Origin of the sequence: Sphingomonas sp. 8AM (assembly GCF_902506455.1) — a bacterium.
In the GTDB taxonomy this organism is placed as follows: domain Bacteria; phylum Pseudomonadota; class Alphaproteobacteria; order Sphingomonadales; family Sphingomonadaceae; genus Sphingomonas.
The window spans coordinates 222,423-235,443 of record NZ_LR733844.1 but is presented as its reverse complement, the minus strand read 5'-3'; the positions used below and the strand labels follow the sequence as shown (position 1 = coordinate 235,443).

Below are 13,021 nucleotides of genomic sequence, written 5' to 3'. Positions count from 1 at the left end.
TCAAGTCCGGGATGACGAGAGTGCATTGAGCACTCTACTCGAACAACTCCTTCGTCCTACTCGCGGAGGCGGGGATCCAGAACCTCTGACATTGCGGCTCAAACGACGACCCGCGCGTCTGGATTCCCGCGTTCGCGGGTAGGACGGGGTGCGTGACGATGCCGCCCCTGCTCCCTCAATCCTGCGTGACGACCTCGCCTGCGACCTGCGTGTCGGGGATGCGCGTGCGCTCCGCCTGGAAACCAAGCGTTGCGCGACCGTGTGCGGTCCCGGCGACATCGGCGATCAGGTACAGCGGGCGGCGCTTCGCCTCGATGTACAGCCGGCCGAGATATTCGCCGATCATCCCCAGCACGAACATCTGGATCGACGACAGCACCACCACGACGAGCATCGTCGAGGTCCAGCCCTGCACATGATCGCCGACGAAATAGCCCCAGCCGATATAGACCAGCAGCAGCATCGAACACGCCGCCAGCACGACCGACAAATGGCTTGCCCAGCGCAGCGGCGCGGTCGAAAAGCCGGTCACCGCATCCAGCGCGAGCCGCACCATCTTGCCAAGCGGATAGTTGGTTTCGCCGGCGTGGCGCTCGGCGCGGTCATAGGGGAACGGTACCTGCCGGAAACCGACCCACGCGACCATCCCGCGGATGAAGCGCGCCTGTTCCGGCAGCGCGAGGAACGCGTCGAGCGCGCGGCGCGTCATCAGCCGGAAATCGCCGGTATCGAGCGGGATCGCCGTATCGGTGACGCGGTCGAGCACGCGATAGAAAGCGGCGGCGGTCGCTTTCTTGAACAGCGTCTCGCCCTCGCGCTTGCGGCGCACCGCATAGACGACATCGGCCTGCTCGCGCGCCATCATCAGCCGCATGTCGGACAGCAGCTCGGGCGGGTCCTGAAGATCGGCGTCGATGATCAGGATCTGCTCGCCCGCGCACATATCCAGCCCGGCGGTCAGCGCGAGTTGATGCCCGTGGTTGCGCGACAGGTTGATCGCCACGACGCGCGAGTCCTCGGCGGCCAGGCGCTGCATCGCCGCCCAGCTGTTGTCGCGTGACCCGTCGTTGATCAGCACGATTTCGTGATCGTCACCGACCGCCGCGCGCGCCGCTGCCGACACCCGCGCATGGAGCAGCGGCAGCGTTGCCTCTTCGTTGTAGCACGGGACGACGACCGATAGTGCGGGACGATGCATGATGCCCGCGTCTAACCGAAGCTTATCCGCGCGTCACGATCTTTACCAAACGCCCCGGCGTCAATTGTGCGTCATCTTCGATCGCATTGAGCGTCATGAACCGGTCGCGTTGCAGCGTGTCATAAGCCATTCTCCGCGCGAGCGAATCGATCGTATCGCCGCGCTTGACGGTGACAATGCGGATGCGCTTGCCCGACCCTTTCTCGTCATAGGCCAGTCCGTCGAGCTGGCGGAGGAAGGTCACCTCCTGCGGCGGCTCGGTCAATGGGCGACCGGTCGCCTTGGCGAGCGCGGCGGCACGGCGCACGCGATCGGCGCTGTTGGGGTGGGTCGAGGCCCAGCCCGGCGCCTGCTGACCGTTGCGGCCACCCGCCTCGGCCTGCAACTGGCTCTGCGCGTCGAGCTGCGCGAGCATGTCGGCAGCAGCATAGGGATCATAGCCGGCGGCAGTAATGTATTTCACGCCCAGCCCGTCGGCGGCATATTCCTGATCGCGACCGTATTTCAGCACGTAGAGCTGCGCGCCGCTACGCGCCGCCGTCCCGACCAACTGCCCCGCGGCGCTGTTGCCCGCTGCGGCGCCAACCACCGCGGCCAGCACGCCGCCGATCGTCGCGCGTTGATTCCGCGACGCCGAATGGCGCGCGGCGACATGGCCGACCTCATGCCCCATCACCGATGCCAGCTCCGCCTCGCTGTTCATCAGCGCCAGCAGCTGTCGGGTGACGTAGATGTAGCCGCCCGGGATCGCGAAGGCGTTCTCGACCGGCGAGTCGAGCAGCGCGACGGTGAAATCACCTTGCGCATTCGACAGCCCCGACTGCACAGCCACCCTCTTGCCCACGCGTTCGACATAGGCGGCCTGCGGGCCCGTGTATTTGCCGCCGAACTGCGTCAGCAATTCCGGGTTAGCGCGCGCGCCCAGCGCCTTGTCATTTGCGGAGATCGCCTGTGCCGCGACCGGCGTCGCGGTGGTCGTGAGCGCCGCGGCGAGCAGCATGGATCGTAGCATGAAAACCTTCCTCCAGAGCGTCCAGAATGCGGCAACGGGCGCCCGGTTTCCACCTTCGACGGGCCGGACGGTGTACCGATATGCTAACCCGCTTATTAACGAGATTTTGATTTCGACCCGCCATGGACGTTGCGAAGGCGATTCGGGGTTAGCATCGATGTTCAACAGCTTGCCGATCGGCAAAAAGATCGCGGCCGCGTTCTGCGCGGTGATCCTCGCGGTGCTGGTCATGATGACCGTGCTGTGGGTGCTTCTGTCGCGGATCGAGGCGACCACCAGCGTCAGCGCGCGCGGCCAGGAGGTGCTGGCGCAATCACTGCAGATCGAAATTGGCATGCTGCGCCAGAACAGCCAGATGCGCGGCTTCCTCGTCACCGGCGACGAAGGCTATCTGAAGCAGTATCGCGAGGGGCAGGCGCAGGTCACCGACGCGACGGACTTGCTGCACACCCTGTTCGCCGACCTGCCCGAGCAGCGCGCAAAGGTCGATGAATCGCTGACCCGCGCCGCCGAGTGGCGCCGGGAAGTTGCCGATCCGATGATCGCGCTGGCCCGCACTGACCGGATGGCGGCGCAGGAGCGGCTGCGCGCGGTGAGCAAGACCGTAACGCTGGTGCCGGTGCTCGCACCGCTGCGCGCCCTGCGCGACGAGGAGCTCGAACGCGGCACCGCCGCCGGCGTGGCGCGGACCAACGCGCTGCTGGCCGGCAAGATCGCGCTGATCCTAGGCGGGTTTGCGATGGTCGGTCTCGCGGTGCTGGTATCGCTGATGCTCGCTCGTGCGCTGGCGCGGCCGGTCGTGCGGCTGACCGGGGTCATGGACACGCTCGCCAAGGGCGATCACCGGCTGGAGGTCCCCGACACGGCGCGTGCCGACGAACTGGGCAGCATGTCGCGCGCGGTGCTCGTCTTCCGCGATGCCGCCGCCGCCAAGGCACAGGCCGACGCCGAACAGCAGCAGGTGATGACCGACGTCGGCAGCGCACTGGCGCGGCTCGCCGAAGCCGATCTGTGCGTGACGTTGCACGGCTTCCCGCCATCCTATGCAGCACTGGAGCGCGACTTCAACACCGCTGTCGCGCGGCTGGCCGCGGCCCTGGGAACGGTGCGGGGTAGCGCCGGGGGTATCGCGAGGAGCACCGCCGAGATGCACGCCGCCACCGACGATCTGGCGCAGCGCGCCGAACAGCAGGCCTCCAGCCTTGCCGAAAGCGCCGCCGCTGTCACCGAGATCGCCGCATCGGTCCGCGCCACCGCGGATCAGGCGAAAACCGCGATCGGCGTCGTCGATCGCGCCACCGCCGACGTTCGCCACAGCGAGGAGATCGTGCGCCGCACAATGAGCGCGATCAGCGATATCGAACGCTCGTCGAACGAGATTGCCGAGATCATCGCGCTGATCGACGGGCTGTCGTTCCAGACCAATCTGCTGGCGCTCAACGCCGGGGTCGAGGCGGCGCGGGCCGGCGACGCGGGCAAGGGCTTCGCGGTCGTGGCGAGCGAGGTGCGTGCGCTGGCGGAACGCTCCGCCGATGCGGCGCGCGACATCGATGCGCGGATCAGCAGCACGGTGCAGCGCGTGCGCAATGGGGTCGAACTGGCGCAGGAAACGGACGCCTCGCTGCGCGCGATCACCAGCGGCATCGACGAAATCGCCAGCTTCGTGACGAAAATCGCCGACAGCGCTGCTTCGCAGGCTGCGAGCATCGGCCAGGTCAACGTCGCGATCGGCGAGATGGACAGCGCGACGCAGGCCAATGCAGCGATGGTCGAGGAAGTGACCGCGGCATGCCGCCTGCTCACGACCGAGACGGTGACGCTGGAAGGGCAGGTCAATCGCTTCCGCGTCGGGGCGCTGCCCGACACGGCTCCCGCCCCCGCGGCTGCGCCAGTACGCCGCGCGGTGCGCCACGCCGCGCCCACGCTGCGCGGCAATGTCGCTCTGAAAGCCGTCGAGGAGGACTGGAGCGCGTTCTGATCCAGTTTACCTGCATTATTGCTGTGGATCAGGACACATTCTCGTTGCGGCTTGTTCAATCGGGTAGCAACGGGAGATGGATGATGGGCAGGACGCGACAGGCAGCCGGTGCCGGTTTGGCCTTGATGACGGTGGTGCTGGCGGGGTGCGTCAATCCGTCCGCAAGGATCGCCTCGTCGCTGGAAGGTTATGGCTTCGCGCCGGATCAGTCGCAGTGCGTCGGCGACCGGCTGGAGAAGAATCTGTCGATCGGCCAGCTGCAGCAGCTCGGGCGCGCAGCGCGGGCAACCCGCGAGGGCGATACGACGCCGGGTCGGCTGACGGTCGGCGACTTCATCCGGGTCGCCGGGCAGGTAAGGGACCCGAAGGTGCCGCTCGAAGTCACCAAGGCGGCGGCGGGATGCGGGATCGTCAGCAGCGCGCCCGCGGTGCTGTAGGGCGATCGTCACCGGTCCACCCGCGCCATCCCGCGACCTGATCCGAGATCACGTCCGGAGCGACGCCCGGCGAATCACACCCGCTCTGCCGCATTGACCGCATCGGCGGCACGCAGCGCAGAGAGCAGCCGCATCAGCTGGTGCGCGTCATGCACCTCGACGTCGATGACGTTGGTGTGGAATTGCGTATCGCGATTGTCGAGCCGCAGGTTGATGATGTTCGCCTTGTGCTGGCCGATGATCGTCGCGAGCATCCCGAGCGCGCCGGGCTGGTTGCGCACCTCGACCGAGATGCGCGCGGTCGCGCCCTCGGTGGCATGGCCCCATTGCACGTCGATCCAGTCGGTTTCGTCCTCGCTGCGTTCCGCCAGATCGGCGAGCACGCGGCAGTCGATCGCATGAACCTCGATCGACGCATCGGGACGCCGCAGCCCGACGATGCGGTCGCCCGGCACCGGATGGCAGCAATCGGCGAGCTCATAGGCAACGCCGGGCGCGAGCCCCTCGATCGAGATCGCGCTCGACTGCGGGGGCGCATTGGCGACGTCGGCGCCCGCCGATCCGGGCATCAGCGCTTCCATCACCTGCCCGTCGGTCAGCGTGCGCCGCGCGATCGCCTGCATCAAGGCGGCTTCGTCGGCCAGCTTCAGCCGCTTCAGCGCTTCATCGATCGCATGGTCGGCAAGCGTCGTCGGCAGCCGCTGAACGATGTCGTCATACAGCTTGCGCCCCAAGGCGTTCGTCTGCTCGCGCTCCTCGTTGCGCAGGTGGCGGCGGATCGCGGCGAGCGCCTTGGCGGTGATCGCGACCTTCAGCCACGCCGGTTGCGGCACCTGCGCCTTCGATCGCAGCACCTGCACCTGATCGCCATTCTCCAGCACCGTCGACAGCGGGACGACACGGCCGTTGACCTTCGCACCGACCGCCTGATCCCCGAGGTCGGTATGCACCGCATAGGCGAAGTCGATCGGCGTCGCGCCCTTCGGCAACTGGATCAACTCGCCCTTTGGCGTGAAGGCGAAGATGCGATCCTGGTACATCGCGATGCGGGTGTGTTCGAGCAGCTCCTCGGGCGTCTCGGCGGTATCGAGGATTTCGACGAGATCGGCGATCCAGTCCTGCTGCGACTCGGGGCGGACCGGATGCGCGCCAACCGATTGCTTGTACGCCCAATGCGCCGCCAGCCCGAACTCGGCCTCGGCATGCATGTCGGGGGTGCGGATCTGGATCTCGATGCGGCGATTTTCGGCATGGATCACGCTGGTGTGGAGCGAGCGATAGCCGTTGCGCTTCGGCGTCGAGATATAATCCTTGAACCGCCCCGGCACCGCCGGCCAGCGGCGGTGGATCAGGCCGAGCGCGCGGTAGCAATCCTCGATCGTTGGCACGATCGCGCGGAACGCCATGATATCCGACAGCTGCTCGAAGCTGATGTGGCGCTCCTGCATCTTGCGCCAGATGGAAAACGGGTGCTTCTCCCGCCCGGAGACCTCCGCGTCGACGCCGCCGCGACCGATCAGCAGCTTGAGCCCCGAACCGATCTTGGCGATCCGGTCGCCGCCGGATCCTTCCTTGAGCTGCTCGAGCCGCTTGGTGATCGATTCATACGCCTCCGGCTCGAGCTGCGCGAAGGCGAGCGTCTGCATCTCCTTCATGAACTCGTACATGCCGATCCGCTCGGCGAGCGGGGCGTAGATGTCCATCGTCTCCTTGGCGATGCGGCGGCGCTTTTCCGGCTTGGGGATGAAGTGCAGCGTGCGCATGTTGTGGAGCCGGTCGGCCAGCTTCACCAGCAGCACGCGGATGTCGCCCGACATCGCCATCAGGAACTTGCGGAGGTTCTCGGCGGCGCGCTCGTTCTCGGTCTGCGCCTCGATCTTGCTCAGCTTGGTCACGCCGTCGACGAGCCGCGCGATGTTCGCACCGAAGATCCGCTCGATCTCCTCGGACGTGGCGACGGTATCCTCGACCGTGTCGTGCAGGATCGCGGTCGCGATCGTCTCGTCGTCGAGATGCAGCTCGGTCAGGATGCCCGCCACCTCGATCGGGTGGCTGAAATAGGGGTCGCCATTGGCGCGCTTCTGCGTCCCGTGCGCGTTGACCGAGAAGACGTAGGCGCGGTTGAGCATCGCCTCGTTGGCGTCGGGGTCGTAATCGAGGACCCGGTCGATCAGTTCATATTGTCTCAACACGGGATGAGGATGGGGCCGGGTATGGCCGCATTGCAACATTCCCGTGCAGAAAAAAGCCGCCGCACCGGGCGGCGTGGCGTTTCGGCATCGCTTTTTCGCCCGTCGCGGGTCAGCGCGCCGCCCAGCGGACCGCGTTGGTCAGCATCCGGCGCACATTGGCATCGTCATAGGCCGCCGGCTCGTGCCCCAGCGCCGAATAGAAGACGCGCCCCTTGGCACGCGGGTTGACCCACGCCACCGGATGCTTCGCGCCCATCGCCAGCTTGCCGCCGACGCGGTAGCTGCGCTCGTCGACGCGCGCGAGCACGGTCATGCCGCGCGTCGCGGGGTCGTTCGAGAAGGAATACCATTCGTCGGACAGCGGGAAGGTCCGCGCGACGCCCGCCATCACCGGATGCTGCGGCTTGTCGACGATCACCTGCGCGGTCTGGATATGATCGTCGCCATTAGGGTGGCCGATGAAGGTCGTGCCCATGATCGTGCTGTCATACCACGGCTCCTTGTGGCTGTCGTCGCCCGCGGCGTGGAGCGCGACGACCCCGCCGCCGCGCGCCACGAAGCGCTCGAACGCCGCGAGCTGGTCGGGGCTCATGAAATTGCCGCTCGCGCTGTTGAGCACGACGACCGCGAAGTGGCTGAGATCGCGGTCGTTGAACACCGCGGCATTCTCGGTCGCGAAGCTCTTTCGGCCAAGCTGCTTCGCGATATCGCCCAGCACTTCGTTGGAATGCGGGATATGCTCGAAATGCCGCCAGCCGTTGGTCTTGGAGACGATCAGCACCGCGCCCTTCAGCCCGGCGGGCAGCGTGGGTGCGACGGTGTCGACGACCGGTGCGGGCAGATGCGGATTGTCGGGCGCCTGCGCCGCCGCCAGCATCGCGATCATCATCAAAGATTTGAGCATTATCCGTCTCCTTCCCGCAGCCTAGCCGGTGGCCGGGCGGAGGTGAAGCGGACTTTGGTCGGGGGTAATGTATCCTCTTCACGCCGGGCTTGATCCGGGACCCGTTCTCCTCGGCCGGGACGGGAGAAGCGCGGCCCGGGTCAACGAAGACGTGTTAATTCAATAGCGTGACGCTCATCGTGATCCGCTGCTCGCCATGCGGCGGCACCTCGAACACGCCGGGCTTGTCGCGATATTCGCCGTCGAAGCCCTCGGGGTCGGCGATGCCGTGCCACGGCTCGACGCAGACATAGGCCGCGCCGGGCTTGGTCCAGATCCCCAGCTTCGGCGTATCGGGGAACGCGATATGGAGCTGCGGTGCGCCTTCGACGCCGTAAATAACCGCCTGCGAGGCGACCGGGTCCCACACCAATGCGTCATCGGTGAACAGATCGTCGGCGAGGTGCAGCACGGGACCGTCGAGCGGCGAAACGCGCTCGGCCGCGGCGATCGTGCCATCGGCGGCAATCACCTTCAGCGCGCCCGGCTCGTCCTTCTCGAACGCGATCCGATGCGCGGCACGGTCCTGCCCATAAGGCAGCGGCCAGGCGAAGGCGGGGTGGAAGCCGAAGCTGGCGGGCAGTGGCGCATCCGCCGGGTTCACGACGGTTACCTCGATGCCAAGCGTCGCGTCGCGCAGCTCGAACGCCACCTCCAGCCGGAACGCGAACGGATAGGACGCGCGGGTCGCCTGATCGTCGGTCAGCGCGAACACCGCGCGCGTCGCGCTCGTCTCGATCACCGAGAAGGTGCTGCGCCGCGCGAAGCCGTGCTTGGCGATCGGATAGGACACGCCGTCGACCTTGATCGCGCCGCTGGCGGTCATCCCGACCACCGGGAACAGCAGCGGCGCGCGCCCGGTCCAGAAGCGCGGGTCGGCGTCGGTCATCAGTTCGCGCCCGTCGGCGTCGGTCAGCGACGACAGCTCCGCGCCGAGCGGGTTGATCGCGGCGGTCAGCGTGCCGTTGGAGATGCGGATCCAGTCGTCAGCCACGTAATTGCGCTCCCTGCTTGGCGGCGGCGGCCAACACCTTGTCGGCGATCGCCTTCAGATCGGCGTCGGTGAAGCTCTTCTCGGCGGGTTGCAGCACCACCTCGACCGCCACCGACTCGTGCCCCTCGGCTACGCCCGCACCGGTGAACACGTCGAAGACGCGCGCGCGGGTGATCACTGCCTTGTCCGCGCCCTTCACCGCGCGCACCAGCGCCTCGGCCGAGACATCGGCGGGGACGAGGAACGCGAAGTCGCGACGCACGGGCTGGAGCGCGGGCGGCGCATAGGCCGGGCGCATGAAGCCCCCATTCCCTTCTTTGGCGCCGCGCTTCGCCGGGATCGCGTCGAGGTACAGCTCGACCGCCGCCACCTGACCCGACAGATCGAACGCCTTCATCACCGCCGGATGCACTGCGCCGAACGCCGCCAGCACCGTCTTCGGCCCAAGCCGCAGCGTACCCGAGCGGCCGGGGTGGAAGGCCGCGCCCGCCTCGCCCATCACCTGCAGATTGTCGACCGGCGCACCCGCCGCCGCCAGCAGCGCCAGCGCCTCGGCCTTGGCGTCATAGGCGTCGAACCCGGCCGCCTTGCCCTCGCGCCAGCCGCGCGCGCGGCGGTCGCCCGCCAGCACCACGCCGACCGTCGCGCGCTCGCCCTCGGCAAGATAGCGCCGCCCGATCTCGAACAGGCGCACGGTCTCGACGCCCTGCCGCAGGTTGCGCTCGGCAGCGGCGAGCAGGCCCGGGAGCAGCGACGGGCGCATCACCTTCAGCTCCTCGCTGATCGGGTTCGCCAGTCGCCACGCCGCGTCGCCGAACGGCGCGACCTGTTTCTCGCTGAGGAAGCTCCACGTCACCGCCTCGTCCAGCCCGCGCGCGGCAGCGGCGCGGCGGGTGCGGCGTTCGATGCGCTGTTCGGGGGTCGCGGTCGGGCGCGCGACGCCCGCGATGCGCGGCAGCGGCACCGGCGCGACCTTGTCGATCCCCTCGATACGGATCACTTCCTCGACCAGATCGGCGGTGCCATCCACGTCGCGTCGCCATGTCGGCGGGGTGACGTTCCATGCATCGTCGACGGTGAAGCCGAGCGATTCGAGGATCGCACGCTGCCGCTCGGGCGCGACCGCGAGCCCGCCGAGCGTCTCGGCGCGCGCGGGGTCATAGGCGTAGCTGCGCGTGCCGAGCGGCGGCTCGCCCGCGCGGGTCACGCCGCTGGCGGTGCCGCCGCAATATTCGAGCACGAGGAAGGTCGCGATCGCGAGCCCGTCGTCGAGGAACGCCGGGTCGACGCCGCGCTCGAAGCGCTGGCGCGCGTCGCTGGTCAGCGCCAGCTTCTGCCCGGTGCGCGCGATCGCTTCGGGGGTGAAGTACGCGCATTCAATCACGACGTCGGTGGTCGCCTCCGACACGCCCGAATGCGCGCCGCCCATGATCCCGCCGATGTCGTGCACCGCGACATCGTCGGCGATCACCGTCATGCCAGCCGACAGCGTATAGGTCTTGCCGTTGAGCGCCTCGACCGTCTCGCCGTCGCGCGCCTGACGCGCGACCAGCCCGCCCGACAGCTTCGCCTTGTCATAGACGTGCAGCGGGCGACCGAGATCGACCGTCAGGTAATTGGTGATGTCGACCAGCGCCGAGATCGGCTTCTGCCCGATCGCGCGCAGCCGCTTCGCCATCCATTCGGGCGACGCGCCGTTGGTCAGCCCGCGCACTTCCTGCGCGAAGAACGCCGGGCAGCCTGCCGCATCCTCGATCCGCACGTCGGGGCCTGCACCCTCGCCCGCGACGTCGGGCACGGTCGGCGGAACCAGCGTACCGAGCCCCGCCGCCGCCAGATCGCGCGCGATGCCGTGGACGCCCATGCAATCCTGCTTGTTGGGCGTCACCGACACCTCGATCACCGGATCGCCGAGCCCGGCGTAATCGGCGAAGGACGTGCCGACCGGGGCATCGTCGGGCAGTTCGATGATCCCGTCATGATCCTCGCCCAGCTCCAGTTCGCGGGTCGAGCACATCATGCCGTTCGACTCGACGCCGCGGATCGCGGCGACCTTGAGCACCATGCCGTTCGCCGGCACCGCCGCGCCCGGCTTGCCGAACACGCCGACCAGCCCGGCGCGCGCGTTCGGCGCGCCGCACACCACCTGTAACGGGCCATCACCCGCATCGACCGACAGTACCTGCAATTTGTCGGCCTGCGGATGGCGCTCGGCGCTGAGCACGCGCGCGACGGTGAAGCCGTTCAGTTTGGCGGCGGGGTCGGTGACGCCCTCCACCTCCAGCCCGATGTTGGTGAGCGCGACGAGGATCTCGTCGAGCGACGCGCTCGTTTCGAGATGGTCCTTGAGCCAGGAGAGGGTGAATTTCATTTTCGTTCCCGTCGCTCCTGCGCAGGCAGGAGCCTAAGTATCTTTGCTGAGGCGATCAGGCCGGCGTGCCGACGCCGCCCGACAAGGTCGGCACGTCCAGCGCGCTGAACCCGTAATGTTTCAGCCAGCGGATATCGCCGTCGAAGAACGGGCGCAGATCGTCCATGCCGTATTTCAGCATCGCCAGCCGGTCGATCCCGCAGCCGAACGCAAAGCCCTGCCATTCCTCGGGATCGAGCCCGCACGCCGCGATCACCTTCGGATGGACCATCCCGCTGCCCAGCACTTCCATCCAGCCTTCCGAGCCGCCGATCACGCGCTTGCCCTTGACGATCGAATAGCCGACGTCGACCTCCGCCGACGGCTCGGTGAACGGGAAGTAGCTCGGGCGCAGCCGCAGCACGATGTCGTCGCGCTCGAAGAACGCCTTCAGGAACGTCTCGAGCGTCCATTTGAGGTGGCCGAGCGTGATCCCCTTGTCGATCACCAGCCCCTCGACCTGATGGAACATCGGCGTGTGGGTCGCGTCACTGTCGGAGCGATAGGTGCGCCCCGGCGCGATGATGCGGATCGGCGGCTTGTTGGCCAGCATCGTGCGGATCTGCACCGGCGAGGTGTGGGTGCGCAGGACGCGCGGGGTTTCGCGATCATGCTGCGCATCGGCCGGCGGCAGGCGAAGCCCGCCGTCCGACGACGGGCTTTGCCCGTCGCGGTCCGCTCTCGCTGGCTGCTCGAGGTAGAAGGTATCGTGCATCGCGCGCGCCGGATGCGTCTCGGGAATGTTGAGCGCGCCGAAATTGTGCCAGTCGGTCTCCATCTCCGGCCCGCTCGCCACCGCGAAGCCGAGATCGGCGAAGATTTCGGCGAGTTCGTCCATGACCTGACTGACCGGATGCACCGTGCCGGCGAGCGGCGCGTCGGCGGGCAGCGTCATGTCGAGCGCCTCGCTGGCGAGCTGCGCGTCGAGCGCGACCTGCTCCAGATGCGCCTTGCGTGCCGCGATCGCGTTGGTCACCGCCTCGCGCAGCCCGTGGATCGCGGGGCCGCGCGCCTGACGCTCCTCGGGGGAGAGCGCGCCCATCGTCTTCAGAAGCTGCGTGACGCGCCCCTGCTTGCCCAGGGCATCGACCCGCACTGCGTCAAGCGCGTCGAGCGAGGCGGAGGCTTCGATCGCGACGAGCAGATGGGTCTTGAGGTCGTCGGTGTCGGTCATCGTGTTATCCGTCATGCGTGCCGTCCAAGCCGATGCTTGGCGCCAAGTCCAGCCCCAGAGCCGATCGCCCCTCATCCGTACCGTCATCCCGGACTTGATCCGGGATCCCGCTTTTCACTTCCGTCGGCGAGAAGCGGGGCCCCGGATCAAGTCCGGGGCGACGAAAGGAGGGGTATGTTCCTCTGAAGGATCGTGGCGATCGAAGAGAGCATTGTCGACCCACACCAACGCAAACCCCCAAAACCTAAAAAGGGCGCCGGTGTTGCCACCGACGCCCCGCATCTCGTTCTCGCGTCAGATCGCCTCAGGCGGCCTGCGGGAGCGCCGCCTTCGCCTGCGCGATGATGGCAGCGAATGCCTCACCCTCGTGCATCGCGATGTCGGCCAGGACCTTCCGGTCGAGTTCGACGCCCGCCAGCTTCAGGCCGTGCATGAACTGCGAATAGGTCAGACCCTCGGCGCGGACGCCGGCGTTGATGCGCTGGATCCACAGGCCACGGAACGTGCGCTTCTTAACCTTGCGGTCGCGATAGGCGTACTGGCCGGCCTTTTCGACCGCCTGACGGGCGACGCGGATCGTGTTCTTGCGACGACCGCGATAGCCCTTGGCCTGTTCCAGGATGTTCTTGTGCTTGGCGCGAGTGGTTACGCCCCGCTTGACGCGTGCCATATTCTATTCCTTC

10 protein-coding genes are annotated in these 13,021 nt (G+C 67.6%); 2 read left to right on the top strand and 8 right to left on the bottom strand.

Annotated features, from left to right (window positions below; genetic code table 11):
• Window positions 1-175: 175 nt before the first annotated feature.
• Window positions 176-1,198, bottom strand: a complete 1,023-nt coding sequence (locus BACI71_RS01235; RefSeq protein ID WP_159753974.1) for a glycosyltransferase family 2 protein — start codon at window positions 1,196-1,198, stop codon at window positions 176-178.
• 22 nt (window positions 1,199-1,220) lie between these two features.
• Window positions 1,221-2,210: a M48 family metalloprotease gene (locus tag BACI71_RS01230; protein WP_159753971.1), complete on the bottom strand. Its 990-nt coding sequence runs from the start codon at window positions 2,208-2,210 to the stop codon at window positions 1,221-1,223.
• A 157-nt stretch (window positions 2,211-2,367) separates the two neighbouring features.
• Between BACI71_RS01230 and BACI71_RS01225 the strand changes: the two genes are divergently transcribed.
• Window positions 2,368-4,188, top strand: coding sequence for a methyl-accepting chemotaxis protein (locus BACI71_RS01225; protein WP_159753968.1), 1,821 nt, complete (start codon window positions 2,368-2,370; stop codon window positions 4,186-4,188).
• Between the two features lie 83 nt (window positions 4,189-4,271).
• The gene (locus tag BACI71_RS01220; RefSeq protein WP_236552757.1) at window positions 4,272-4,625 is read left to right on the top strand and encodes a hypothetical protein; all 354 of its coding nucleotides are present in this window, start codon (window positions 4,272-4,274) and stop codon (window positions 4,623-4,625) included.
• Window positions 4,626-4,699: 74 nt separating this feature from the next.
• Here BACI71_RS01220 and BACI71_RS01215 read toward each other — a convergent pair whose 3' ends face one another.
• The 6 genes from BACI71_RS01215 to rplT form a co-directional block, all read right to left on the bottom strand.
• Window positions 4,700-6,817 carry a RelA/SpoT family protein gene (locus tag BACI71_RS01215; protein ID WP_159753965.1) on the bottom strand — a complete coding sequence of 706 codons (2,118 nt, stop codon included), beginning with the start codon at window positions 6,815-6,817 and terminating at the stop codon, window positions 4,700-4,702.
• A gap of 109 nt (window positions 6,818-6,926) precedes the next feature.
• On the bottom strand, window positions 6,927-7,721 hold the full coding sequence (locus tag BACI71_RS01210) for a ThuA domain-containing protein (protein ID WP_236552756.1): 795 nt from the start codon (window positions 7,719-7,721) through the stop codon (window positions 6,927-6,929).
• Between the two features lie 154 nt (window positions 7,722-7,875).
• Window positions 7,876-8,754: an aldose 1-epimerase family protein gene (locus BACI71_RS01205; RefSeq protein WP_159753962.1), complete on the bottom strand. Its 879-nt coding sequence runs from the start codon at window positions 8,752-8,754 to the stop codon at window positions 7,876-7,878.
• Complete coding sequence (gene pheT / locus BACI71_RS01200; RefSeq protein WP_159753940.1) at window positions 8,747-11,125, bottom strand: phenylalanine--tRNA ligase subunit beta; 2,379 nt, start codon at window positions 11,123-11,125, stop codon at window positions 8,747-8,749. Before pheT ends, BACI71_RS01205 begins: the two co-directional genes overlap by 8 nt.
• Window positions 11,126-11,180: 55 nt before the next feature.
• The gene (gene pheS, locus BACI71_RS01195) at window positions 11,181-12,338 is read right to left on the bottom strand and encodes a phenylalanine--tRNA ligase subunit alpha (protein ID WP_159753937.1); all 1,158 of its coding nucleotides are present in this window, start codon (window positions 12,336-12,338) and stop codon (window positions 11,181-11,183) included.
• Between the two features lie 304 nt (window positions 12,339-12,642).
• On the bottom strand, window positions 12,643-13,008 hold the full coding sequence (gene rplT / locus BACI71_RS01190) for a 50S ribosomal protein L20 (protein ID WP_159753934.1): 366 nt from the start codon (window positions 13,006-13,008) through the stop codon (window positions 12,643-12,645).
• Between the last annotated feature and the right edge of the window lie 13 nt (window positions 13,009-13,021).